Source organism: Nordella sp. HKS 07, assembly GCF_011046735.1.
GTDB lineage: Bacteria > Pseudomonadota > Alphaproteobacteria > Rhizobiales > Aestuariivirgaceae > Taklimakanibacter.
This window is the reverse complement of the sequence record NZ_CP049258.1, coordinates 5,624,076-5,648,462: the sequence shown is the minus strand read 5'-3', so window position 1 is coordinate 5,648,462 and position 24,387 is coordinate 5,624,076. Positions and strand designations below refer to the sequence as shown.

Genomic DNA, 24,387 nt, shown 5'->3' with positions numbered 1-24,387 from the left:
GTTCAAATGAAGTATCTCCACACCATGATCCGCGTGTCCAATCTGGACCAATCGCTCGACTTCTTCATCAACAAACTGGGTTTCGTCGAGCAGCGTCGCTACGAGAACGAGAAAGGCCGTTTCACGCTGGTTTTCGTCGCGGCTCCGGAAAGCCCTGATGCGCCAGTGGAACTGACCTACAATTGGGACCCCGAAGTCTATACGGGCGGGCGTAATTTCGGCCATCTCGCCATCGAGGTCGACGATGTCTACGGCTATTGCGCCAAGCTCCAGAAGCAGGGCATCACCATCAATCGTCCGCCGCGCGATGGCCGGATGGCTTTCATCAAGACGCCGGACGGCATATCGATCGAGATTCTCAACAAGGGTGGCGCCCTGCCGATCGCCGAACCCTGGGCGTCCATGCCGAATACCGGCGCCTGGTGAGGTGTTCAGGTAGCCGCGAGGTGCTTCGGCGAAGTCTTCAACTTTCGCTGGATTTGCTCTACGGCATCAGCAGGCCGCCATTCACCTCGATAACCTGGCCGGTCACATAGCCTGACGCCTTGTCGCTCGCGAGATACACAAAGCTGCCGGCGCAATCCTCGGCCGTTCCGAGACGACCCAGCGGCACCAGCCGGCGGGTCGCCTCGAGCTTCTCGGGCGTCGAATGCCGATCGTGGAAGGCGGTATGGATGGTCCCAGGCGAGACCGCATTGACCCTGATATTGGCAGGCGCCAGCTCCTTCGCCATGGACTTGGTGATCGCCGAGACGAAGCCTTTGGTGCCGGCATAGACGCCGGAACCGGCCGCTCCCCCGGAGCGCGCGGCGATCGACGAGACGTTGATGATGTTCCCGGAACGCTGCGCCTCGAAGAGCGGGATCACGGCACGGCAGCAATCGACCAGCTGGCGCACATTGAGCTCCAATACGCGATCATAGAGCGCATCATCGAACTCGGCGATGAGGCGGCGCTCGACCATACCGCCGGCATTGTTGATCAGCACGTCGATGCCCCCGAGGCGCTTCCTGGCCTCCTCGATCAGCCGCCAGGGCGCCTTCCGATCGGTCAGATCGAGCTTGAAGGTCTCTATCCCCTTCCCCGCCAGGGCCTCGGCTTCGCTCCCGCCGGAGAGATATTGGGCGAACAGCCTGGCTCCCATTTCAGCGAGCGCCAGGGTTGCCGCCCCACCGATGCCGGTCACGCCGCCGGTGATCACGATGCGCTTGTTCTTCAGGTCACTGAACACCGGGAGGCCTCTCTTTCGGGAATGACGGAGATGCCGCTCATATGCGGCCAGGGCCGGCTTGTAAATCGGCCCATTTCTCAACCTATCGGTTGACAGTTCCGTCCGCAATCAACCGTCGCCGGCTGATCGTCGGAAAGCTACATCATCCAGACATGCAGGATCATTCCGCAGGAGACGCCGATGATCGCCCCGATCAGAATGCCGACTGGAGGTGTCAATATGAAGCTGCCCACAAGACCGCCAAAAGCCGCTCCGAGCGTCAGGCCCAGAACAAATCGATTATGCACCCAAGCCTCCCGGACGGCGCGCCGACACACGCCGCAAGATCCAAAATCGTTGGTCAAACTTAGAATTAATTTTTGTGTAATTCTTGGCGTGCCCTCTGGGGCCGAGCGCGCCGCGTTCTAATCCATTTCCCTGCCCGACGCAAAGTCTTTCTTTTGCTACAGGCCAGAACTGGAAATTTCGGCTCCATGAAGCGCTGCTTCAGGATTGAAACAACACTTTTCTTCATCGACGTTGGAGAAGAGTCCTGTACTTTCTTGGGCGTACATTTTTGGCATCATCTCAGGCGGTGTCCGTCGCGACGGTGAGCTTCACGCCGGTGAGGCGCGCAGGCAAAAGCGGCGACATAACCCGTGTGCCAAAATGGCGTCGGCGGCCAAAAGCGAGGCGTATCAGCATGTTGGTGTAGAGGCCGGGACCGCTCGAATAGATGCGCCAGCCGCCATCTACGGCGACATCTCCCGTCCTGACGCGGTTCCATTCGGCGCTTGCCGCATAGCGGTCCGGGAAAGCCGCGTCGCTGCTGCTGAAATAGCAGTTGCGCTGGCGCAGCGCGGCGTGGGCCAGATGCTCGGTCACCGCCACCGGATTGACCTTGATCAACGCCTCCCACAGCGCCTCGGCATCATCGATGACCCCCATTGCCTCGGCAAAGCGCAGCTGCGCGTGTGTATACATGAGGCCGATCTCGCGACCGAAATTGGCCGCCGACTCGGCGCGGCGGAAAATAAACTCCGGTCCACCCCGATAGGTCACCGGCCGGTCCATGAGGCGCGCACCATCCGGATAAAGCAGATGCTCGCGGATGATCTTGAGATGATGCTCGCGCTGTTCCGGCGTGAAGAGTCCCGCGATGATGGCGCGCTTCATCGGCAGCAGCGAGTATTTGAGGCCGGTGCGCGTGTCGTGTGGGTGAATCAGGATTTCGGGCTTATCGTGACCCGGCTCGAAGACCGCATAGCCGACGACGGTTCCATCGACGATCAGATGACGGTTGAAGTCGGTGCGGATATCCTCCGAAAGCGCCTCGAGCTTCTCGGCTTCATCGTCGCGCCCTGCGCGGCGCAGCACTTCCGCATAGCGCCGCAATTGCTGGAACAGCAGCGCCACCGTCCAGCTGCTCACCATCCAGTCGCGCAGCTTGGGGTCAGCGGGCTGAAGCGAGTCGTTCCAGTCGCCTTCGCCATAGCGGATGAGCCGGGTTCCCGGAATGAAGCGCTCGCGCACCGTGGCGATCAGCTTGGCTATGTGCCGGCTGACCGGGTCCTTGCGCGCCGTCCGCGCGAAGGTGTCCTCGTCGCGCCAGGCGACCGGCTCGTCGAGAAAGTCCAGGTCGTTGGTCCATTCCAGGTAATCGCAGAGGGCCTTGAGTGGCCAGACGATGACATCGCCATGGGCGTGCCTGTCCTGGATGTTGGAATAGGGTTCGAGCATGAACCATTGCGGCCAGTCCCCCCGCTTCTCATATTGCTGGGCAAAGACGATCCGCAGGATCTCCTTCACCGGCGCGTCATGCTCGAGGGAAAGCAGGAACTCGATGGGGCCCTGGCAGACATCGCGCGTTCCCCAGGCCGCGCCCGTATATTGCTCCAGCCCATGCGGGACGGTCAGGTGGATCATCGCATTGTGCGCGAGCCACGGGAAAGTGGTGTTCAAGGCCCGGGCATCGGGGTCGTCGCCTTCGATGCGCGCGTTGCGCGTGACATGCTCCCAATAGCGCCGCGCCGGCGCCAGCAAGGCCGCCGCGTCCGGACCTGAGGCATATTTATCCGCCAGACGCGCGGCCTCCTCCGCATCGGTCAGCGAGCCCGTGACAGCGAAGCGGATCTCGCCGGTGGCCGTCGTCCGCAGTGCGACATAGGCGCCGCCGCGCGAGACGGCATCAGAATAGAGCAGTTCGTCGCCGCCCACGGCCTCCACCGCCTCCGGCGTGCTCGTTACCAGGTGGTAGACGCTCTGCGGATAGCGCTGGCCCCAGAGGAACTCCGGATCGGGCCTGAAGCTGAAGCGCTTGCGCTTCGCGTCGATCTCGACCCGGCCGGCATGGGCGAGCTCGCGCTCGCCCAATACCAGATGGCCGAAGACGAGGAACCGGCAGGCCGCGCCCTCGACGACGACGCGCCACTGCATAGCCGGATCGTCGCCCGCCGCGACGGAGTGTACGGTAATGGTGCGCTCGCCCAGCCGGTAGATCCACCGGCAGTCGCTCAAGCCTATCTCGAAGACGGAAGGCACCGCCATGAGCCGCCAGCCGTCGCCCAGGTCGACCAGGATGCGCAGGCCGCTCGCTCGCGTGATGTTGTAGGGGTCGCGCGAGATCGAGAAGAGCTTGTGGAAGGATGTATTGCCGATGGTGAGCTGGGCGCCGAAGACGCCATGCATCCACGAGGTGGCGCAGAGCGTCGTCTCGTCGAGCAGCATGCCCTGCCCGCTGCGCAGCAGCGTCCCATGCCGGCGCGGCACGAGATGCTCCTTGGCGGCGAGCACGACATGGCGGTTATGCGCCCCGTCGGGCACGAAGAACGAGAGGAACTCGCCGCCCTGATGCTCTTCATGCAGCCTGTTTCCGTAGCGCGCAGCGATCTCCGCCGCACTCATACGATCGGCCATGAGGGGGGCCGCATCCTGCACTAAACCGCGCACCGGCTGCGCGACCGTGACATTCATCGGCGTGAACCCGGCATATGCGTTACGCACGTGATCGAGCTTGGCCAGATCGGCCTTGCCCGACGCAGTGGCGTGATCAGGCTCGAAGAGGCCGAAGAAGGTCCATTTGCCGGAACTGCCTGGCTCGATCGAAAGCCGGCGCGACTGGATCGCCGCACAGGCGGCTTCATGCTGCAGCCGACGGCTCGGCAGGTTCCTGCCTTCCGGAAAGTCGAGGCTGCCGCGGTCGCGGAAGGCCGGCCCGAAGATTTGGCGCGCATCGGTGGCGAAGCCCACGGCGCCGTCCAAGCAGCCTTGCATGATCCAGGGGGAATCGCCCGCCCAGCTGGGCGAGATTCTGCCGGCTCATGATCACCGGCCCCAATGCCGGCTCCGGCTCAATATGGTGGTCGATATATTGCGAGACATAGGCTTCGTTGTTGGAGATGAAGCCGCGATCGCCGAGCCCCAGATCCTGGATGAGAAGCGCTTCGCCGGCGAGCCTGCTCTTACCCGTGTTGGTGACCTCGATCTGCCAGAGCCAAACGGGCCTGTCGGGTGCCAGCCACAAGGTTGTGCGATGGCGCAGGCTTTCCGCCTCCCCTTCCCAGACCAGGCGGTCGGCGGCGGCGCCGAAGCGAACCTTCGCGCCAGGTCCGACCAGCTCGATGAGACGGCCGTCTTCAATCCTCACGCAGAGACGTCCGATGCCTCCGGCAATGGGCGAGCCCGGCACCTGGTTCAGCATGATGCGGCCGCGCTCGCTCACATGCTCCAAGGCGAAGAGACAGCCATTGGGAAGAACGCTGACCGTCAGGCCGGCCTTGTTGGCAATCTCGCGGCAGCCGCGATCCCCGTCGCGCGGGAGGGTGAAGCTGCGAACGGCGTCGTTTGTCATGCCATGTCTCCCGAGATGCATCAGTCCGGAGAAGGAAGAGCCCGCGAGGGTGGCTTTGTCAACCGGGACGCGGACGTCGGGAATCTTACGCAAGGACTTTACACTTTGGACAATTTCACCTGGATCACCATGAGTTTGTATTGGGTCAATCCATACTCGTCGTGATCAAACGCATCGGCGCTCAACGCCGGACAATAGAGCCGCATGAAATCTTGCAGGAGTCGGAACCCGATCATGCTGCAAATACAGCGTAGAAAGAGGGAAAAATGCGAGAAAGAGATCGTCAGGGCTGCAGTCTTCGGCAAAATCTATCGCAATTGCGAAGACTTGCACTGCGCAGCCCCGAATCTTCGAGCAGGGAAGATCGAACCTCGCGATAGCGAAAGTGATGCGCGCGAGGCTGCGAAAAGCCGGTCCCCACTCTTTCGCAGTACCTAGAGCAGCTGCAGTTGCCCTTCGTCATCCGGTGCACTTCGCTCACGCTCCGTACCGGGCGGCAAGGATGCATCCATGAGAGCTGCTGGATACGGCATCAGCAATGCCTTCAGATGATCCTCAGATGCCACTTCATCACCAAGCCACTTCGCCCAGCCCTCGCGCGCGATGATAACGGGCATGCGGCTGTGAATCCTGGCGACCAGCTCATTTGGCTCAGTGGTGATGATCGTGAAGCTTCTCAGCATCCCGCCCATCGGGTTTTTCCACTCATCCCAGAGGCCCGCGAGCATCATCAGTTTCGCGTCGCGCAGGAAGAAATAGCGCTTCCGCTCATAGAAGCCCTCGGCCGGGATCAGGCATCGCCGCCCTTTCCGCCACGCCGCGCGATAGGTGGCAGTCTCACTGATCCGCTCGGCGCGCGCATTATAAGTCGAATGATCGAGACGGTCCGATTCGGACCGTGCCGGAATCAGGCCCCAGCGCATGTGCTGGGCGATGCGTTCACCGTTCTCGAATATGACGACCGGCGCCAAGCTTCCCGGCGTCCTGTCTCCGCTCAGAACCTCGCGCGACCAGCGACTCCGAAAGTGATTGAGCTTGATCTCGCTCACCTCCTCGACATTGGGGCTCTGACGCGTCGACACATGGCTACCCGTATCTCCAGATTTGGGTTCTTGTTATGTTCTCACATATTCGAGAGATGGTTTCAAAATGACAAGCGCGCTCAGGCGGAGTGTAAGCCACACGAGCCCCGGGGATAACGCTTGGGACGCCCCCGGTGGATAAGCGATCAAGGGGTGAAGATTTCCAATCGACGTAAAGAACCCATCATGGTCAGAAAGCGACGATCAGATCAGCGCGGCTAGCGATTTTATGCGAATTCCTCACGGGCCAAGCAGAGCTAAATGTCCTCGGCCCTAATTCGGGAGGCCTTGTCGGTTGGAAAACCAGAGACCTGCATCGAAGGAAGCCTCATTCGTTGCTCGGGATTCATAAGCTCCACTTCCTGAAAGACCCGCGGAATTAGGCCGTCGATTTCTTCAAGCAGCCTCTTCATGGTGAACGAAATGAGGTCTTGTAAGGACTGCTGGTGTTCTTGATCCAACGCGATTCTGGCCGACACTTGGAAAGAGAGAATATCGATTACGCGTCCACCATTTCCGAGCACGACCCCAGTCCGCATCTGCGTCATTTCGCTTTCGTTATGGATCAGATGTCTATCTCTAATATCCTTCCAATAGTGGAACACTTCCTTGATATCAGAGCGCTTCGCAAAGATTCTGTCGGGCGCTAGCGTAAATACCGCATTGTTCTTCCCGAAGCAGGAGAAATACGTCGCGACCGTGCCAACCAAAATGCCGTGAGCTAGTTCACTGTCCTCGAATGGATGAGCGCGAAGCCTTGCTATCAACGCGTGAGCGGTCATTAATGCAGACTGGTGCAGTCGCAGGACAGCTAATCTACGCGAGACCTTCGAGTTTAACTTCCCAATCATGACAGCATCGGGATAGCCCTCAACATGCAACTCCTTGGCAATGAGTGCGATGCCCATCGGCCCAGTATACGGGCGCTCATTGCTCATTGTTCTGCAAATCCCTTGTAAAGACGTCCACCAAAACTAATTTGGCGGAACAAATAATCCTGTCGAAGCGGCGACGCCACCAGCAGTGTCAGCGGGGCGGGCTAATCTCATCGCAAGGCCCCGTTTGGCTCAGTGGGGCGCGCTGCCTCCTCCAGCCAGCCTAGGAATCGCTTGAATAATGCTGGCGGGCAGCTCCATCTGGGTTCCACCCACCTTGGAATAGCCGGTATCTTGGGGAGCAAAGATACATGCGGCCGCGTAGGTCAGAATCACGTCTCGCCTGTCATCGCTACCCGCCGCATTCACAAGAGCATTGAATGTTAGCAGAGCGTTTTGGCGGTGCTTGTTCACAATCGCGTTGTGCTTATGCGACAAAAAATTGCGAGCACACAGTAACAGTACATAGGCGAGAACGGCGAATATGAGAAGCTTGCTAAGAGCCAGCTGAGCGGCCTCATAAGTCGACACAGGAGTGAGCCACGATACCTTGTGAAGAAATATCGACGCAACCGCGTAGAGGGCTAGCCCGCCCGCCACGCCTATCGTTCGATTTCGCCAAATAGCGCCGTCAGCCTCGTGGCTTGCGCTTTCGGCTTGAAAATAGCTCGCCTGTTGAGACACGCCCTGTTCAGCAGCGACCTTTCTAACTTCGTCTAGAATGCGCTGGGCGTCCTGCTGGACTCCTTGGAGTTTTTGCATCGACTCGCCGGCCGCGTCCTCGGAACGCTGGATCGACGCTCTAAAATCGCGCTCTATCGCCGAAAAGTCTCGCTGCCTTGACGCCCCATAGGATATCAGCGGATGTAAGCTGACAAAGTATTGTTCATACTGGCCTCTGATGGTCTCTATCAGTTGGTTCCGTTTATTGTACGCATCGGGCTCTTTGAGATTAAACGTCTCAATCTGACTTAGGAGATTGTAAAAACTATCCGCCTGATTTCCGAGCTGTTGCAGATGGTTGGTGGGAAGCTCTGGCAGAAACTCAATAGGAAATTGCCGGAAGAGGTTTGTGACGCGATTGGCCGGTTCAACCGCCTCATTAAAGTTCGCGTCTTGACCAAGCTGCGCCTCTCTGGGCAAGGTTGCCGTATCAAACTTTTGAATGCGCTCTAACGATTTCTTAGCCCTTTCCAGGGCTTCACTCTGGTTTGCCATTTTCCTCTATCCATCTCCTTAGCAACATGAGGATCGAAGCTACTGGGTACACGGGAACGCCTCCGAAAATGCGCTGGCACCTCCGCTATCTGCGCTGTAGTGGCCAAGGGCCGTGCGTGCTCCGAGATACTCTATTGCGACGTCTGCCAGCTGACCCGCCGTAACTTGGCTTGGAATGCAGGCCCTAAAGTCGCCGATGCGTTCACTGGCCAGCACGTCGGCAATGCCTCTTTTATTGCTGAGGCATAATGCTGTATCTTGATGATAGCCCGCGCTATTTTTAGAAGCCGTACTGGTAGTCCATTGGGTATTGCCAGACTCAAACGACGCCGTAGCCGGGGAAGAGAGTGCCCCTAACAGCAGCAGCGCCGCAAACAGCTGCGACGAAGTTTTCGACATTAAGGAGCCGTCCCCCATAAGTTGCCGTGCTACCACGATGGCACGACGTAGTGGAAATGTCACGACCACGAAGGACGGACCAAAAATCGCGGATAAATGTGAAGCGGTAATTGACAGATGGGCAGCGGATACTCACCCCCGTGGTTCCTGGGTGATCGGGCTGTGTCCTCGACTACTCGTCCATGTTCTCACGTCTCGCTCATGCCGAACTGGACATCGCTCCGCCGTCAGGTGACCTATACGCCCTCCCTGGCCTTGAGTGTTACCGCAGTGGGGTGAAGATGGCGATGAACTGCTTTCTCTTCGATCAGTCTGCTGCGCGGCGATCATGGCCGACTGGACTAGGCGTCGGCATGGGCGATGATAACTCTGCAGGGAACGGCGAAGTCCCTGCAGCCGAATACGATGCGCGTCTTCCAGAGGGATGGACGGTGAAGAGGACAAGGGATGCGATCCTCCAGCGCCATCCGGCATTGGCTGCCGCCTTCGGCACAAGTATCGGCTACCGCCTCATGCACCTTGAGAGTGAAGTCCTGCTAGCCGTGCTGGAGGAACTCCGCTCCCGAGGCATTGTCGGGTTGGGCCTTCACGATGGGTTACTCATCCCGGCATCCCGAGCATCAGAAGCGAGGGACGTTATGGGGACCATGTCGCAACGGGTCACGGGCTATCCACTGCGAGTGACGGACAAGTAGATAATCGCACATCCCGGGTGTTAGGCAGCGTACAGACCAATTTCTTCGAACGATGTCCGCTTTACACCCAATAGCGACCGACTAGTGGAAATTGTTTCATGTCGCCTTGGGGCCAGATTCGGACCAGGGCTAGAGGAATGTCATTCTGGCAGCCCTGCCTTCCGGTAGCCATCGACAAGATGCTGGAGCGTCTGTTCATCGCGGAAAGGCTGCGCATCGGCCCATTCGTGAATGGTGAAGTGCGGATTGCTCATCATGAATAGTTGCCCTTCGCGGTGGGCATCGTCCAGGCGCCCATGCTGGGCTAGGCTCGCTGCAAGAATGCGACGCGATGTTGTACGGTACGTTTCCGGTCTGCGTAGTGTCTGGATAGCAGACGCATATTTCCGAAGTGCGTATTGCGCCTGTCCCAGCAACCAATAGTACCAACCAGGTGGGTACGGATTGAGCCGAAGCGCCCGTTGTACATGTTCGATGGCTTCTGCTGCTTGGCCATTATGCGTCAGCAGATCCGATCTGATCGCCCATGCATCTGCGTGGTTCGGATCCAGTTTGAAGGTCGCGTCAAATTCAGCATCCGATTCTGCCCAGCGGTGCTCATTTCCCAAAATGAGCCCAAGTACCCATCTGTTTCCGGCGTCGTTGGGGTCGAGCGCCACCGCCCGCTGCGCTTCCGCCATAGCCCTTACGCGGTTGGGTTCTCGGGACTGGTTCCAGAATGCCCAGCCGAACCATAAGTTAAGCGCCAGCCAGCGATGCGCTTCGGCATATTCTGAGTCGAGCAAGATCGCACGCTCCAGCAGGAGGCTCGCCTCTCTCGCGGCCATTTCCGTCTGAAAATTCAGTGCACGCGCTTGTACGCAGAATTCGTAGGCTTCGATGTTTGCAGGTCGGTTGCGCGGCGGCGTCATCGTCAACCGGCCGACCAAGGCTTCAACGATCTTGCTGGCTACCTCGTCCTGCACCGCGAAGATGTCCTCCAGGCTGCGGTCGAACCGTTCCGCCCAAAGGTGGTCTCCACCGGCTGCATCGATCAATTGAGCATTGATACGCACCCGCCCAGCAGCCCGGCGCACACTGCCTTCCACGAGATATCGCACGCCGAGATCGCGGGCAATGCGGCGCACATCGACGGTCCTGCCCTTGTAGGCAAAGGTTGAGTTCCGGGCGATGACGAACAGCCCCGTCGCCCTCGACAGGTCCGTAATTAGATCTTCGGTCAGGCCATCGACAAAGTTTTCCTGCTCCGGATCGTTGCTCATGTTGATAAACGGAAGGACGGCAATCGAGGTTTTGGAGGGAAGCGGCAGCAGCTCACTATGCGAAAGCCCGCGATATTCATGCACGCCCGATCCCGGTGACCTGACTCGATAGACCGCTACTGGCTCCGCAATATTCTTGATCGTTTGTGGGCCAAGGTCGTCGAACTCTAGATCGAGCTTTCGCTTCACCTGTTCGTAGACACTGCCGGAGACGTAGATGTCCTCCGGCCCGGCCATGGTCTGCAGCCTGGCCGCCACATTAACGCCATCGCCGTAGAGATCGCTTCCCTCGACAATGACGTCGCCTAGATTGATGCCAATGCGCAGAACGATCTGACGTTTCTCCGGCAAGCGATCGTTCGCGCTCCCCATCCGGTTCTGCAACTCGACGGCGCAGGCGACAGCGTTGACGGCGCTCCCGAACTCGAGCAGCTCACCATCGCCCATAAACTTGACAATGCGTCCGTCATGATGTGCGACCAACGGTGTCAGAATATTACTTCGCCGGTCCTTCAACGCTGCAAGCGTGCCAGCTTCGTCCTGCTCCATGAGCCGGCTGTAGCCGACCACATCGGCCGCCAGGATGGCGGCGAGGCGGCGCTGGACGCGTTCTTCAGCCATTCGGCGCGACTGCTTTTTTGGAACCCGGACCTTGGCGATTGTATGAATGCCCTGGTTCAGAGTCTATCGCTACTTCCGATTGGGTCTTAGCGGAAGGCTCAATTTGAGCCCAGGATGTCCGCTTTCCACCCACATAGCGGCAAGGCCGGGCGACTCGCCAGGATGCAAGCAATGTCGTCGGATCGCAACCGCTATGACAAGCTCGCGGCCAACTACTTGGCTTTCACCCAGCTCGCATCAAGCAGACTTTGGCTGCGCGTTATGAGTATACGCCCCCCCAATAGATCGTAGGTGGAGGGGACAGATGTAGGAGGAGGTCAGTAGGTGGACACCACTCCTAACGACACTTCAAGCTGACTTCCCTCCACCTATGGGACCAGTAAGGTTCTAAAGGGTCCATGGTCAGTTCGACTGTCGGTGCCAGTTCATCTGCATCATCACCACCAACGCTAACAGGGAAAGGACCACGAGCGATGACCCTCAAGACCACTCCAGTTGAACTCGAAGTGAACAGCCGTTTCATCTTCTGGTTAGGGTTTACCTTCCTCGTAGACTTCACCGGGGACGTTGGTTCGTCCTTTGAGCGGACACGCCGCGAAGTCTAATCGACAACAACACGGGAGGCGGACCTAACCCCCGTTTCCCGTCCCCTTCGGGCACCCTCACCGGGGTGCCGCTATACCGAGTACGAGAACTGTGTACGAAACCGGAGTTCTACTTCCCGTATCCATTTGATTTTATTGATTATATTGGAGTTGGCGCGCCCTACGGGAATCGAACCCGTCTTTACAACGTGAAAGGCTGTCGTCCTAACCGATAGACGAAGGGCGCGCGAGATGGCGGCTCTATAAGGGGCTTCGCGCGCGAGCGCAAGACGTGAAATTCATCTTTTAAATCAAAGAAATCAGCTTGCGAGCCGAGCGACGTCCTCGACATGGAGGGAAGGCACGCGCTCGCGGCCCCAGTCATCGACCACCAGGCGTCCGGCGACATGCAGCGGATGCTGACGCTCGGTGAGGAGCAATTCGCCAAGATCGGTGCCCAAAGCGCGGAAGGCGATCGCTTTGATGCGGGTCCCGTCCGAGGCGGCGAGCGTCAGGCGGACGTGGTCGCTGCCGGCGCTGTCGGCATAAACGACGCGATGCGCAGGCAGAACGAAGACCGGCGCCGGATTACCCGCTCCATAGGGGCCTGCCTGCTCGACGAGCTCGATGAGGTCGAGCGTGGCGCCCGATGCGGTCAAGGCGCCGTCGACGTCGAGATAGCGCTGGTCGGCGAGTTGCAGGGCGTAGGCCAGATGCGTCTCGAGGAAAGCGCGGAAATCGCCGAGCCTGGATCTTTCGATGGTGAGGCCCGCCGCCATCGCATGGCCGCCGCCCTTGACCAGGATTCCGGCATCGAGCGCCGCCCTCACCGCCTGGCCCAGATCGACGCCCGAGATCGAGCGGCCGGACCCACCCGCGGTAAGGCTATCCCTCTCATAGCCGAGCACGATGCTCGGCCGGTTGAAGCGCTCCTTGAGACGCGCGGCGGCAAGGCCGAGCACACCGGGATGCCACCCCTCGCCCGCCACGACGATGGCGGGACTCGTGCGCTCGGCGCCGAGCGAGGCATCGGCCTCGCGCAGCGCCTGATCGAGCACGCTGAGTTCGATCGCCTGACGCTCGCGGTTCATTCTCTCGAGCTCGCCCGCGATGATGGCGCAGCGTCCGCGCTCAGGACTGATCAGAAGCTCGAAAGCGAGATTGGCATGGCCGATGCGGCCTGCCGCATTGAGGCGCGGCCCCAGAAGGAAGGCCAGCGCGTAGGCGTCGGGCCGGCGCTTGAGGCGGGCAACGTCGGACAAAGCGGCGAGCCCGGGATTTTCGCGGCGCGCCATGATGCGCAGGCCTTGGGTGACATAAGCGCGGTTGAGGCCGATGAGCGGCACGACATCGCAGACCGTCGCCAGCGCCACCAGTTCGAGCCACTGCAGCATGTTGGGCTCGGGACGGTCCGGCCCGTACCAGCCGCGCTGGCGCAGAATGCGGTTGACGACGCTGACGAGGATCATGGCGACGCCGCAGGCGCAGAGATAGCCGAAGCCCGATATGTCGTCCTGGCGGTTGGGGTTGATGACCGCCGTCGCATCGGGCAGCGTGGCGCCCGCCTGATGATGGTCGACAATGACCACATCCATGCCCAGCGCCTTGGCCTTGGCGAGAGGATCATGAGAGAGGACGCCGCAATCGAGGGTGAGCAGCAACTGCGTGCCCTGATCCTTCAGCGAACTCACCGCCGCCTCGCTCGGGCCGTAGCCCTCAGTGAGCCGGTCCGGGATATGCACGATATTGGCGGCGCCGACGCTCGCCAGGAAACGCGTAACGAGAGCGGCGGAGGAGACGCCGTCGACGTCATAGTCGCTGATCGTGCCGATACGTTCGCCGGTCATGATGGCGCGCGCCAAGCGTTCGGCGCCCTTTTCCATGTCCACCAGCGCCGAAGGCTGCGGCATCAGGCGGCGGATCGTCGGGTTAAGGTAACTCTCGACGTCCTCGAGTCCGACCGAGCGCGCCGCCAGAACGCGGCCGAGCAATTCCGGAAGCTCATTCTTCTCGGAAATGGCCTGCGCGTCACGGCTCTGGAAAGGCCGCGGCCGCCACAGGCGGCCAGTGACGGAGCGGCTGACGCCGAGAAAGGGAGGCGATGACTGAGGTGCCGTCCGACTATCCAGCAAGAGTGACATGATCCTTCATTGGACACCGATTCGGACGGGCATTCGACAGGAACACCCCGCATCGGCATAAGGCCGTTCCATACTCACCCCCAGGATGGCCCGCAAGCGCGGAACCTTCTCCATCGGTAGTCATTGATATCAAATGGAAACGGGCAACCGGAGGCAGCGCGTCGGAGGACCGTGCAATGATCCGCAAGCTGAAAACCGGCGAATATCGTCTCTATTCGCGCAAGAAGGACCCGAAGACCGGCAGGCGGCGCAATCTCGGCACATTCAAGAGCCGCGCGGCGGCGGAAAAGCACGAACGCGAGGTTCAATACTTCAAGCACCACTGACAGCGGGCATCAGCCCCTTTAAAGTATCCGTTTTGGTCAAGCAGGCTTAGAGGTCCATTTTCGGTTGGCTTTGAGCAGAGCGTTGGCGAGGACGATGAGTTTCCGCATGGTCGGGTCAAGCCCGACCACAAGCTTTCCGGATCATGCTCTAGATCACGATCACTTCAGGTCGAATCGACCTGAAGTGATATAGGTGATCGGAATCATTAGTTTAGCGCGTGATCGGACGGAAAACCGGTACCCACTTTTCCTGATCACGCGCTAGGGGAACAGCGCCACCTGTTCGAGTCCCTGGTTTTCGGCCAAGCCGAACATCAGATTGAAGTTCTGGATCGCCTGGCCGGCCGAGCCCTTGACCAGATTGTCGAGCGTCGAGATGAGGATGACACGGCCCGGCACGCGGTCGGCATAGACGCCGAGCATGACATTGTTGGAGCCGCGCACGAACTGGGTCGAGGGCATAACGCCCTTGGGCGCCATGAAGATGAACGGCTCGTCCTTGTAATGCTTCTCGAGGGCGGCGACGCAGTCCGCTGCGGTCGCCTTGCCCTTCAGCCTGGCATAGGTGGTGCAGAGCTCGCCGCGGCTCATCGGGATGAGATGCGGGGTGAAATTCACGATCACCTGCTCGCCCGCGGCGCGCGAGATCTCCTGCTCGATTTCGGGCGCGTGGCGGTGGCTCGCCACGCCATAGGGGGAGAGCCCCTCGCCCGCCTCGCAGAACAGCACATTCTGCTTGAGCGAGCGCCCGGCGCCGGAGACGCCCGACTTGGCATCGATGATCAGATCCGACGCGTCGATGAGTCCGGCCTTCACCAACGGCAATAGCATGATGAGGACGGCGGTCGGATAGCAGCCGGGACAGGCGACGAGCCGCGCCTTCCTGACGTCGTCGCGATAGTGTTCGCTCAGTCCGTAGACCGCATCCTTCTGGAGATCGAGCGCCTGATGCGGGCCGCCATACCATTTTTCATAGACGGCGGCATCGCGCAGCCGGAAATCGGCCGACATGTCGATAACCTTCAGATGCTTCGGCAGATCGCGGATCACGACCTGACTCGTCGCGTGCGGCAGGCCGCAGAATACCGCCTCGATATTCGACCAGTCGGCCTCCTCGTTCTTGACGAGGGTGGGCAGTTTCAAATGCGCCAGATGCGGGAAGACTTCGGCCATCGCCTTGCCGGCATGCGAATTGGCGGTGAGCACGGCGATCTCCATGCCGGGATGACAGGCGGCGAGGCGCACCAGATCGGAACCGGTATAACCCGACGCGCCGATGACACCGATCTTGATCCTGGCCATTGAGTCTGGTCTCCTTGCGCTAGTGTCCCGAATCCGAAGTTCGCTACAGCCAGCGGGACCTTCCGAGCTGGAGGCGCTCCTTTAAGGCACGCGCGCATATTGTAAAGATCGCCGCTCGCGCGAGCCGCAGCGAATTCTTATCAATCACCACCAAGCTGATGAAAAATATCGGTTTCTTCGCCTGCGAGCAGCACTTTGGCATCCCAGTCCGGCCCTGCCTCCTCGGCTTCGCGCCGAACCAGGCGAGCGCCCGTGAGGCCGGCGGTCGCGGTCTGGCGCGGCGCGTCGGCGCCGGGCTGCTCCTCGGTGACCGTCATAAGCGATAGCGGATGGTAGAGATTCTCCTCGACTACCGATCCCATCCATAGCGGTACCGTCTTGCCATTGGTCAGATCGAGATCGGCGGCCCAGAGCCTGAGCACCAGGCGCGTATTTCCTTCCGGCCGGATGAGCGTCAGCCCTGGCGGGCGCCCGGCATTGAAGGACGGCATCACCGGCACATGCGCGGCATCGGCCGCGGTCAGCCAGATCAAGGCATTCACCCCCGACCAGGATGTCGGCGCCTCCCAGCCCGATTTGGTGAGCGCCGCTTCGATGCTCGCGAGACTGCCGGCCCATTGCAGCGTCAGCGGCTCCCTCGCCTCGCCGGTAAGATCGGTGCGGTAGGACGGGAGCTCCTCCCAGCCTCCCGACCACCACTCGGCGACGGGCTCGCTCGGCAGAGCGGTCTCGACCGCATAAAGGCCGATATCCTTGCTGTGATCGCGATAGATATGAAGCGCGCCGGCGAGGATCAAAGCAGTGCATCCGACGACGAGCAGTCCCAAGGGCGCCACCCGATCAACGGGCTTGCGCAGATACGCAAGGCCGATGAGCGCCAGCCAGGCTGAACCGAAAGCGAGACCGCCCAGGACATCGGAGAGCCAGTGGGCGCCGAGATAGAGCCGCGAGAAGGCAATGAGGAACACCCCCGTCGCGGCGGCCAGCGCCACCGGCACACGCAGCGCCGGGCGAAGGTTGCGCGCGATGAGGATTGCGAGGAAGCCATAGAGCACCGCATTGACGGTGCTGTGGCCGCTGGGAAAAGAAAAGGCGCTCCAGCCGCTGTAGTGCAGTTCGCTCGGCCGCATCCGATGCAGGGCCACCTTGATGACGGTGTTGAGCGCCGAGGCGCCGGCGACCGCCGCCAGCCAGTAGAGGGCGGTGCGCCAGGCGCGCTGCCAGACGAGCCACAGCAGGACCGCAGCGGTGACGGCGATGACGACGAAGGTGTCGCCCATTTCGGTGATGGCGATCATCAGCGCATCGCCGGGACCCGAGCGCGTGTCCTGCAACAGTCGGAAGATCGCGGTATCCGTCATCACCAGCGGATCGCCGTGCAGCACATCCTCGAGGATACTGAAGAAGAGCCAGGCCGCGGCGATAAGGATCCCGGCGAGCGTCACCAGCGCGCCGAAGCCGGGCCGTGCCGGATTGAGCAGACGCGCCAGTTGGCGGCTGAGCCAGCCTTCATGGGAGCCGCTCCAGTCGCGCAACCGCTCCATGCCCACGAAGAGCATCGGAATCCCGCGGCGCATCAGCCAGCGCACCATGTGCAGGGCGATCCACCCCAGCGCCACGAGGACGACCAGCAGGATCGCCAGCGGCTTAGCGGCCGCCCCCAATATGCCGAAAGTGGCGCCGAGCAGCACGCCCGGAAGGATATGCGACGGCGCCCAGACCAGCGCCGAGGCGACATTCACCGCATAGAAGCGGCCGACCGGCATCTTCAGGATGCCGGCGAAGAGCGGAATGAAGGCGCGCACGCCCGGCGTGAAGCGGGCGAGGAAGACGCTCTTGTCACCATGGCGGGCGAAGAAGGCCTCGCTTTTCTGGATCAGCTCCGGATAGCGGTTCACAGGCCAGAGGCCGAGAACCTCGCGGTGATAGTGATGGCCGAGCCAGAAGGACAGGCCGTCGCCGGCGATGGCGCCCAGCGTCGCGGCGAGCAGCAAGGGCCAGAGCACCAGCACGCCGCTCGGCACCAGGGCGCTCAGCGCCACGATCACCGCCGTGCCCGGAACGACGACGCCGACGATCGGGATAGATTCCGACAGAGCGAGCAGGAACACGACCAGATAGGCCACATAAGGATGGGCCGTCAGGAACGCGATCACCGATGAGAACAAGGCCGTCATGCAGGTCGCCTAAAGAACCCTGGTGATGAAACGGGCATCGATCTCATACATGAGCCCTGCCCTCCCCGCTCAGCCGGCGTCTGACAACGACGAGCCCGGCCAGCGTCAGCAAGGCAAAGCCAGCCCCGGCGAGAAATGTGCCTTGCGGCCCGACACCATCCCATAACGCGCCCGCCAGGATGCTGGCGAGCAACAGAGCGATGCCGGTAACCAGATTGAACATGCCGAAGGCTGTGCCGCGTAATTCGGGCGGCGCCGTGTCGGCGACCAGGGCCGCCAGCAGGCCTTGCGTGAACCCCATATGCAATCCCCACAGCACGACACCCATGGCGAGACCGGCCATGCCTTGTGCAAGGCTCAGCACGATGTCGGCGCCGGCGAGCAGCACGAGGCCGAGCATCAGCAGGGTGATCTTGTTCATGCGGTCGGCCAGGATGCCGACCGGGTAGGCGGAGAGCGCATAAACGAGGCTCATGATCACCATGACGACCGGAATCAGCATCACCGGCAGACCGAGCGACTGAGCCCGCAGCACCAGGAAGGCTTCGCTGAAGCGCGCCAGCGTGAAGATCGCTGCGATCACGACCACCCACCAATAGGTGGCGCCCAGGCGCCCGATCTCGTCGCGATGCAGCGGCATGCGGACGCGGCGCAGATCCTTGGGCCGCTCCGGCTCCTTGACAGCGACTATGATGAGGCCGGCGGAGAGGAAGGCCGGGACAACGGCGATCCAGAACACGGTTCTGAAATCATTGACGCTCGCCCACATCACCGCGATGGCGATGAGCGGCCCGATGAAGGCACCCAGCGTGTCGAGCGACTGGCGCAGGCCGAAGGCGGCGCCGCGCAGCTGCGGCGGCGCCAGATCGGCGACGAGCGCGTCGCGCGGGGCGCCGCGGATCCCCTTGCCGATCCGGTCGATGAAACGCGCCGCGATCAGCCAGCCGACCGACGGCGCCAGGGGAAAGATCGGCTTGGTCAGGGCGGCGAGGCTATAACCCAGAGCCGCCAGCACCTTGCGCTTGCCGAGCCAGTCGCTGAGCGCGCCCGAGAATATCTTTGTGATCGAGGCGGTTGCCTCGGCGATGCCCTCGATGACGCCGACGGTCAGCGCCGAGGTGCCAAGCACCGTCACCATGTAGATGGGCAACAGCGCGTGGATCATCTCGGAAGAGATGTCCATGAGCATCGAGACGAAGCCGAGCACCCATATGCCGACCGGAATGGTCTGCCGGCGCGCCGGGTTCACCTCAGTCATGTCACGATCCGCATCGTCGACGGGAAACGGCAAGATAGCAAAGCCCCCTGCCGCCGCAAAATTGCATAAAGTTAAGGGGCGGGTTGGCCGGAGCCCCGGGACCCGGCCCCTGTTGTGCGACATGGGGCGCGCGTGCAGGACAGGCCATGGGAGGAAGGCGCCATACGCCTCATGTGGCGGTGAGCAAGCGCTTGGTTGCGCGTCCAGCGATCTGGGCGATGATCCTGCTCGCTCTGGCTGCCGTGGCGATCCTCATCCATGGCGGCGCGTTTGCGAAAAAAGCCTATTTCGACCAGGCCGCTTCGCGAGGCCAGGCGGGCGAAGAAGCCACCTGCGAACTCGCCCTGTCTCAGGCGACGTGAATGCAAGCCCGCGTATTCTACGCGTTGTTGTCACGTCTCGATTGTGGCTAACACAATGGCCAGACGGCAGCCCTCTGCATAATCATCCAGCTCGACATATTCCTTGATTGTATGCACTTCCCTTTGCCCAGAGCCAATGGTTACGGTCGGAATACCGTGCTTGTCGAGCCAGTTAGCATCGAGCCCGCCCGGCGAAAAAATCAAATTGACCTTGATGCCGAGTTTTTTCATGCCCGCCGTGGCGTGCCGCACAGCAGGGCTGTCTTCAGCAAGCCGAAATGGCGGATATGATGCGGCATGCTCGAACTTGACCTCGGCAGTCCCGCCGTCGACATCAGTAACCTCGGACTTGGCGCGCGCAAATGAAGATTTGAAGCCCTCGGCAATCTTCGTGGCGAACGCTGCTTCCGGGCTGCGCGCCTCGCCCTTAACGAACGCATAGTCCGTTACGACATTCGTCGCATCGCCGGCGGCCTTGCCGTCCTTGCCGCCGAATATTCCGACATTGCTCGTGCCATGACCGTCTTTCTTGGTGACCTTGCCGAACCAGCCTTCTTTACGGGCATCGGCCAATCCGATAGCGCCAACGAGGGTCGCCGATATTCCCCTTTCGGGCGCGAGACCCGCATGCGCGGCTGTGCCTTTAATTTCAACCTGCCAGTTTTCCTGGCCGATCGCCCCGATGATCAGGTCGGCAGGCTTCTGACTGTCGACATTGATGCACATGATGGGATCTCCGAGGCTCTTGGGCTTGAGCTCGCGCGCTCCGTGCAGACCGCTCTCCTCGCGAACAGTAAAGAGCAAGGTTATGGGCGGGTGTGGAAGCTTATGCTTGATGAGCGTCTCGGCGAGTGTCACCAGCACGCCGCAGCCGGTACGGTTGTCCCCTCCCAACGCGGTCGTTCCGTCGGAGACGATGCGGTTTCCCTCGCGTTTCGCCTTGGCCCCCGCACAAAGCGGAACGGTATCGAGATGAGTCGCAAACATAAGGCGCGGACCGGGTTTTGTTCCCGGAAGATCAACGATCAGGTTGCCGGTCTCCGTCGGCAGCGGAATTCGTTTGTTGGCGTCGTCGAAACTAATGGCCGAGGCGGGCACCCCGACCTTTTTCAACTCGTCCGATACCGCCGCCGCGATGGCGGCCTCTTTGCCCGTAACGCCCTCGACTGAAAGAAAACGCATCAGATGTGCCTCAGCCGAAGCAACATCGAGTGGAACCGCAGCACTGCCCATGATCACTAACCTCTCTGTTCCGTAATTCGGATCTCAAAGTCCCCAAGGCAGTCCAAGCACCTGCCACAGAGCGAAAAGAGCCGTCCACAGGACAAAAATCCACACGACGTAAGGCAGCATCAGCGACACGACCGTGCCCACGCCGGACTTTGGATCGTACTTTTGGGTGAAGCCCACCATCAATGCGAAATAGGCATTCAGCGGAGTGATCGCGTTCATGGGGGAGTCGCCAACTCTATAGGCGGCGAGGACCGATTCCGGCTCGACGCCGAGTTTGAGAAGCAAAGGAACGAAGACAGGAGCGAATATCGCCCATTTCGCAATCGCGCCGGTCAGCAGGAGATCGATAATCGCTACGACCACGATGAAGCCAATCAGAAGTGCGAGAGGCCCGACATTCATCGCCTGCAGCGTGCCCGCCAGCGATAGCGCCATGACCGTGCCTATGTTCGTGAAGGTGAAATAGGCCACGAACTGACTCAACACAAAGAACAGAAAGATCGTACCGCCAAGGCCGGCAACCGCCTTCTCCATCGCCTTGATGACATCGGACAAGGTGCGCAGGGTGCCGGCGCCGATACCGAAGGTCCAGCCTGTGACAAGGAACGCAAGCATGATCAAGGCAATCAAACCATTCATGAAGGGTGAGTTGCCGATGAGTTCGCCAGTGTCGGGATTGCGCAGCGGCGCTCCCGGCGGCAGCGTCAGCAAAGCGAATACCACCAGAAGACCGATCAAGCCGTAGAGGGCAAATTTCAAGCCCCGCTGTTCGGCCGGCGTAAGCTCGCTGCTCTCCGTGCCCTTGCTCGCCGCGGAGGCCGCCTCCGGCTTGTAAGGTCCAAGGCGCGGCGCGACGATCCTGTCCGTGATAAAAGCGATCAGGACGGTGAGGAAAATGACGGAAACGATGGAGAAGAAGACGTTCGACGCAAGGCCAATCGAAATGTTCGGGTCGACAAGGCGCGCGGCATCGTTGGTGAATTCGACCAGGACCGCATCGAGCGGCTTGATCAGCATGTTGACGGTGAAGGCGCCGGCCACCGCCGCGAAACCGAGAGCCAACCCAGCCAAGGGATGGCGCCCCACGCTTAAATAGGCGACACCCGCTAGGGGCAGCAGGACAAGATAGCCGGCATCCGCGGCAACGCTCGACAGGATGCCGCAGAAGGCGAGGATATAGGTGAGAGCCCAGGCGGGCGATACCAAAACAAGTTTGCGGATAAGAGCGTTTATTAAACCGGATTCCTCCGCGACGCCCGCGCCGATCATGGCGCCGATCATCAGTCCGACGGCGGTGAAGTTCATGAAGTTCGGGATCAGCGAGGTATAGATGAATCGAATGCCTTCGGCGTTCAGGAGGCTGCGGATCTGGGTCGTCACCTGTTCGACCTTATGCGTATCCGGATTGATCTGTTCCAAGGTTACGCCAGCCGAGAACATGCCAAGTATCGCCGAGAGGACAATGACAATGGCAATCAGGATAAGGAAGATGACTACCGGGTGCGGAACCATGTTCCCGACCCGCTCAACGGCATTCAGAAACCGTTGCATTGAAGTTTGGTTGGCTGCCACGGCTTTACTCATGGAGTCCTCGTGCGCTCAGAGAGGGCCTGTGCCGTTACTAAGGATAACGCCATTTGACGATCTGTTAAAGCCAGAAGTTGCACTGCCTCAGAGCACCCGCATACGGGACAAGTCGGGGTTACACCGTCCCAACTGGCTCGGATCCGATAGATCAAACTCATTTCGATTTGACCAGACCGGAGAAGCCGGCAATGGCAAGCAAGCTCAAAGCCCAACCGACGACGGCCTGAAAATAAAAATAAGCCATGACAAGAGAACCCCACTTTTTCGTCGTGTCCGGCCGCCAGAACTGCTTCTGGCCGACCTCCAGCACTGGAAACAGAGTGTCGAGCGAGTACATCCAGGCATTGAATGCCTGGTAGCTCAGCGCCTCCCGCTGCGATCTGAAGCAATCGAGCTGTGACTGCCCCTCAGCGGCGCGACCCTTCGCCCATTGCTCTGTTGCCGGCATGAAAACCTGCTCGCCGAGCGGCAAACCGCACATGGTCCACTCGGGGGAGCGCAAAATGACGGGACTGTTGGGCTTCAGCGCAGAGTGCGCATCGGCAAATCCGAAGACGCCGACACCAATTGCCCAGAATAAGAACAGCCAAACAAATGAGCGCAATGGCTGCCGTCCGTAGCCTACTGTTATCCCAAGAATGCCGTCCTTGACCGACAGCGCTTGCCGCCACAGACGGTTGGATGTCCTTTGCCGTCTGGCGCGCCGTTGCAGACGCTCCTTGGCGATGAGAACGGTGCGGGCGTCTTCGTCATGGCCCATTTCGCGAAATACTTGGGCCAGTTGTTCAAAGGGTTGCGGCCAGAAGTCTTCGCCCCAGCGGGCCGGTTCTTGACGCGAAAGCCAATCCAGACGCCGGACAGCATCCACCGGACCGCCAATGAAGGCGTTGTAGAGACATCGATTGAGGAGCAGATTGGTTTTGGCCGGCCAGCATGCTTCATCGTCATGGATTGTATCGAACGATGCACCGGTCAGGTCGAGGACGCCGTCCACAGCTGCATCTTTGCAAAGGAAAAAACCGCCCCGGACGGTGGCTCGGTTGACAAGAAGAGCAAAATCACCGGGTTGCTTGAGCTTGGCACCGGTCGCGTCAAGGTCCCCGTCCAGTCTCGCCCCAAGGAGCCGCGTCTCTCCAGCTACGGTAGCTCCGCGCAAGATGACGCCGCCGCCCGCATCGAGGGTCTCCGCATGGATGGCGACCCCGGCCGGCCGGCTGATCGTCGCCCCGGTAAAATCAAGGTCAGCGCCTAACCGAGCCCCGGCTATATTGATCCCCCCATTCACCGTAGCGCCGCGCAGAAACAGACTACGCGCCGTGAGTCCTTCTGCAATTATCGCCCATTGATCGGGGCAGTTGATGGTGGCCGAATCACACTCGAAGCTGCCTCCGAGCCGGCTGCTGCTCAGCGACATCTCACCCGTAATCGTGGCGCCGCGCAGATGAAAGCCGCCGCGAGCCTCGATGCGATCGGCCTGGAGGCCCGGGAGAACCGAACCATCAAGGAAGAGATTGTCGATAATTGCCGAGCGCAGATTCGGCACAGCCTCAAGAAAGCAGTCCTTGAGCCTGATGTCGTGCGGAATACGGCAACCCTCGAGGTCCAGTGTCCCGCCTATCCATCCCCCACTGACTCTTATCCCTTTCTCATGGGGCCGGCTTGCTTCATCGCCGCCGACCAGGATGAACCGCAACAGTTCCGCCCTCACATAGCGCGTGGGGTCGGGCTCCGCGGGCACCAATCCGTCACCGAGCCGATCGAAATCGCCGTGCCCCAGTTCAGCGATAATGCGTTCTTCGGCGGGGCTAAGCGGCGCGAAGTCTGAGAGACGGGTCTTTTGCACGTTCAATCAGCGAAGACGCCCGCATCGAGATCGGGTTTTCGCTGAGCCACAGACTGAATGACGCGGGCAAGCGCGCCGACCACGGAGCCAACGACTATGCCGGTCAGCGCAAATAACGACTGTTTCTGTACTGATGATGACGCCATAGTTCTCTGCATCCTGAACTCGGCAAATATGTAAGCAGACATATCACCGATAAGCTACACACACAAGTCAGAATTGTCCTACAAATACGATCAAAATGACACAACTCCCGCTCGCCTGTCTTTACATTTTGCTTGATGTGAATGGACTTCCTATTCTACGATATCCGCAAGGAAGCGAGGGCGCCGCGTCTTGTTGTAGTAAGTGCAGGCGATCAT

Annotated in this window: 20 protein-coding genes and 1 tRNA gene; 4 read left to right on the top strand and 17 right to left on the bottom strand. The window is 60.5% G+C overall.

Annotated features, from left to right (window positions below; all coding sequences use genetic code 11):
* Positions 1 to 6: 6 nt before the first annotated feature.
* Positions 7 to 426: a VOC family protein gene (locus G5V57_RS26560; protein WP_165171024.1), complete on the top strand. Its 420-nt coding sequence runs from the start codon at positions 7 to 9 to the stop codon at positions 424 to 426.
* Between the two features lie 58 nt (positions 427 to 484).
* Here G5V57_RS26560 and G5V57_RS26555 read toward each other — a convergent pair whose 3' ends face one another.
* The 9 genes from G5V57_RS26555 to G5V57_RS26525 all read right to left on the bottom strand — a co-directional run bounded on the left by G5V57_RS26555 (position 485) and on the right by G5V57_RS26525 (position 11,212).
* Entirely contained in the window at positions 485 to 1,231 is a 747-nt protein-coding gene (locus G5V57_RS26555) for an SDR family NAD(P)-dependent oxidoreductase (RefSeq protein ID WP_165171022.1), read from the bottom strand.
* 137 nt (positions 1,232 to 1,368) lie between these two features.
* Positions 1,369 to 1,518, bottom strand: a complete 150-nt coding sequence (locus G5V57_RS26550; protein WP_165171020.1) for a hypothetical protein — start codon at positions 1,516 to 1,518, stop codon at positions 1,369 to 1,371.
* Positions 1,519 to 1,798: 280 nt separating this feature from the next.
* A complete protein-coding gene (locus tag G5V57_RS35405) occupies positions 1,799 to 4,459 on the bottom strand; it encodes a GH36-type glycosyl hydrolase domain-containing protein (RefSeq protein WP_371744838.1) in 2,661 nt (886 codons plus the stop codon).
* Positions 4,350 to 5,060, bottom strand: coding sequence for a hypothetical protein (locus G5V57_RS34575; RefSeq protein ID WP_246737377.1), 711 nt, complete (start codon positions 5,058 to 5,060; stop codon positions 4,350 to 4,352). The genes G5V57_RS35405 and G5V57_RS34575 overlap by 110 nt, the downstream gene beginning before the upstream one ends.
* Positions 5,061 to 5,494: 434 nt before the next feature.
* Entirely contained in the window at positions 5,495 to 6,109 is a 615-nt protein-coding gene (locus G5V57_RS26540; protein ID WP_165171018.1) for an SOS response-associated peptidase, read from the bottom strand.
* Positions 6,110 to 6,399: 290 nt separating this feature from the next.
* Positions 6,400 to 7,080, bottom strand: a complete 681-nt coding sequence (locus G5V57_RS26535; RefSeq protein ID WP_165171016.1) for a hypothetical protein — start codon at positions 7,078 to 7,080, stop codon at positions 6,400 to 6,402.
* Between the two features lie 129 nt (positions 7,081 to 7,209).
* On the bottom strand, positions 7,210 to 8,235 hold the full coding sequence (locus G5V57_RS26530; RefSeq protein WP_165171014.1) for a hypothetical protein: 1,026 nt from the start codon (positions 8,233 to 8,235) through the stop codon (positions 7,210 to 7,212).
* Positions 8,236 to 8,274: 39 nt separating this feature from the next.
* On the bottom strand, positions 8,275 to 8,634 hold the full coding sequence (locus tag G5V57_RS35400; protein WP_371744634.1) for a Rap1a/Tai family immunity protein: 360 nt from the start codon (positions 8,632 to 8,634) through the stop codon (positions 8,275 to 8,277).
* Positions 8,635 to 9,469: 835 nt separating this feature from the next.
* Positions 9,470 to 11,212, bottom strand: a complete 1,743-nt coding sequence (locus tag G5V57_RS26525) for an adenylate/guanylate cyclase domain-containing protein (RefSeq protein ID WP_165171012.1) — start codon at positions 11,210 to 11,212, stop codon at positions 9,470 to 9,472.
* 473 nt (positions 11,213 to 11,685) lie between these two features.
* On the opposite strand from G5V57_RS26525, the gene G5V57_RS34940 reads away from it, so the two are divergent.
* Positions 11,686 to 11,817 (top strand): hypothetical protein, encoded by a 132-nt coding sequence (locus G5V57_RS34940; protein ID WP_256378603.1) that lies wholly within the window; start codon positions 11,686 to 11,688, stop codon positions 11,815 to 11,817.
* Between the two features lie 151 nt (positions 11,818 to 11,968).
* On the opposite strand, the gene G5V57_RS26520 is transcribed toward G5V57_RS34940, so the two are convergent.
* A tRNA-Glu gene (locus G5V57_RS26520) sits at positions 11,969 to 12,043 on the bottom strand.
* Positions 12,044 to 12,116: 73 nt separating this feature from the next.
* Positions 12,117 to 13,937 carry a single-stranded-DNA-specific exonuclease RecJ gene (gene recJ / locus G5V57_RS26515; protein WP_165171010.1) on the bottom strand — a complete coding sequence of 607 codons (1,821 nt, stop codon included), beginning with the start codon at positions 13,935 to 13,937 and terminating at the stop codon, positions 12,117 to 12,119.
* 176 nt (positions 13,938 to 14,113) lie between these two features.
* Here recJ and G5V57_RS26510 point away from each other — a divergent pair, with 176 nt between their 5' ends.
* Positions 14,114 to 14,263, top strand: a complete 150-nt coding sequence (locus G5V57_RS26510; protein ID WP_165171008.1) for a hypothetical protein — start codon at positions 14,114 to 14,116, stop codon at positions 14,261 to 14,263.
* A gap of 261 nt (positions 14,264 to 14,524) precedes the next feature.
* Here the strand turns inward: G5V57_RS26510 and argC are convergent, their stop codons facing one another.
* From argC to G5V57_RS26495, 3 genes are all read right to left on the bottom strand, one after another.
* The gene (gene argC, locus G5V57_RS26505) at positions 14,525 to 15,565 is read right to left on the bottom strand and encodes an N-acetyl-gamma-glutamyl-phosphate reductase (protein WP_165171006.1); all 1,041 of its coding nucleotides are present in this window, start codon (positions 15,563 to 15,565) and stop codon (positions 14,525 to 14,527) included.
* Between the two features lie 140 nt (positions 15,566 to 15,705).
* A complete protein-coding gene (locus tag G5V57_RS26500) occupies positions 15,706 to 17,742 on the bottom strand; it encodes a bifunctional DedA family/phosphatase PAP2 family protein (protein WP_165171004.1) in 2,037 nt (678 codons plus the stop codon).
* Positions 17,743 to 17,785: 43 nt separating this feature from the next.
* Positions 17,786 to 19,000, bottom strand: a complete 1,215-nt coding sequence (locus G5V57_RS26495; protein ID WP_246737376.1) for an MFS transporter — start codon at positions 18,998 to 19,000, stop codon at positions 17,786 to 17,788.
* A 146-nt stretch (positions 19,001 to 19,146) separates the two neighbouring features.
* On the opposite strand from G5V57_RS26495, the gene G5V57_RS26490 reads away from it, so the two are divergent.
* Positions 19,147 to 19,362, top strand: coding sequence for a hypothetical protein (locus tag G5V57_RS26490; protein WP_165170994.1), 216 nt, complete (start codon positions 19,147 to 19,149; stop codon positions 19,360 to 19,362).
* 30 nt (positions 19,363 to 19,392) lie between these two features.
* Here the strand turns inward: G5V57_RS26490 and G5V57_RS26485 are convergent, their stop codons facing one another.
* From G5V57_RS26485 to G5V57_RS26475, 3 genes are all read right to left on the bottom strand, one after another.
* Positions 19,393 to 20,595 carry a M20/M25/M40 family metallo-hydrolase gene (locus tag G5V57_RS26485; RefSeq protein WP_165170993.1) on the bottom strand — a complete coding sequence of 401 codons (1,203 nt, stop codon included), beginning with the start codon at positions 20,593 to 20,595 and terminating at the stop codon, positions 19,393 to 19,395.
* Positions 20,596 to 20,628: 33 nt separating this feature from the next.
* Positions 20,629 to 22,179, bottom strand: coding sequence for an AbgT family transporter (locus G5V57_RS26480; RefSeq protein ID WP_165170992.1), 1,551 nt, complete (start codon positions 22,177 to 22,179; stop codon positions 20,629 to 20,631).
* A 157-nt stretch (positions 22,180 to 22,336) separates the two neighbouring features.
* Positions 22,337 to 24,025: a hypothetical protein gene (locus G5V57_RS26475; protein WP_246737731.1), complete on the bottom strand. Its 1,689-nt coding sequence runs from the start codon at positions 24,023 to 24,025 to the stop codon at positions 22,337 to 22,339.
* Positions 24,026 to 24,387 lie beyond the last annotated feature (362 nt).

Bases quoted from the DNA above. Each gene is read 5' to 3' on its own strand.
- G5V57_RS26560 (WP_165171024.1), top strand. From the start codon at position 7: ATGAAGTATCTCCACACCATGATCCGCGTGTCCAATCTGGACCAATCG.
- G5V57_RS34575 (WP_246737377.1), bottom strand. From the start codon at position 5,060: ATGACAAACGACGCCGTTCGCAGCTTCACCCTCCCGCGCGACGGGGAT.
- G5V57_RS26535 (WP_165171016.1), bottom strand. From the start codon at position 7,080: ATGAGCAATGAGCGCCCGTATACTGGGCCGATGGGCATCGCACTCATT.
- G5V57_RS26530 (WP_165171014.1), bottom strand. From the start codon at position 8,235: ATGGCAAACCAGAGTGAAGCCCTGGAAAGGGCTAAGAAATCGTTAGAG.
- G5V57_RS35400 (WP_371744634.1), bottom strand. From the start codon at position 8,634: ATGTCGAAAACTTCGTCGCAGCTGTTTGCGGCGCTGCTGCTGTTAGGG.
- G5V57_RS26525 (WP_165171012.1), bottom strand. From the start codon at position 11,212: ATGGCTGAAGAACGCGTCCAGCGCCGCCTCGCCGCCATCCTGGCGGCC.
- G5V57_RS34940 (WP_256378603.1), top strand. From the start codon at position 11,686: ATGACCCTCAAGACCACTCCAGTTGAACTCGAAGTGAACAGCCGTTTC.
- recJ (WP_165171010.1), bottom strand. From the start codon at position 13,937: ATGTCACTCTTGCTGGATAGTCGGACGGCACCTCAGTCATCGCCTCCC.
- G5V57_RS26510 (WP_165171008.1), top strand. From the start codon at position 14,114: ATGATCCGCAAGCTGAAAACCGGCGAATATCGTCTCTATTCGCGCAAG.
- argC (WP_165171006.1), bottom strand. From the start codon at position 15,565: ATGGCCAGGATCAAGATCGGTGTCATCGGCGCGTCGGGTTATACCGGT.
- G5V57_RS26500 (WP_165171004.1), bottom strand. From the start codon at position 17,742: ATGACGGCCTTGTTCTCATCGGTGATCGCGTTCCTGACGGCCCATCCT.
- G5V57_RS26495 (WP_246737376.1), bottom strand. From the start codon at position 19,000: ATGACTGAGGTGAACCCGGCGCGCCGGCAGACCATTCCGGTCGGCATA.
- G5V57_RS26490 (WP_165170994.1), top strand. From the start codon at position 19,147: ATGGGAGGAAGGCGCCATACGCCTCATGTGGCGGTGAGCAAGCGCTTG.
- G5V57_RS26485 (WP_165170993.1), bottom strand. From the start codon at position 20,595: ATGGGCAGTGCTGCGGTTCCACTCGATGTTGCTTCGGCTGAGGCACAT.
- G5V57_RS26480 (WP_165170992.1), bottom strand. From the start codon at position 22,179: ATGAGTAAAGCCGTGGCAGCCAACCAAACTTCAATGCAACGGTTTCTG.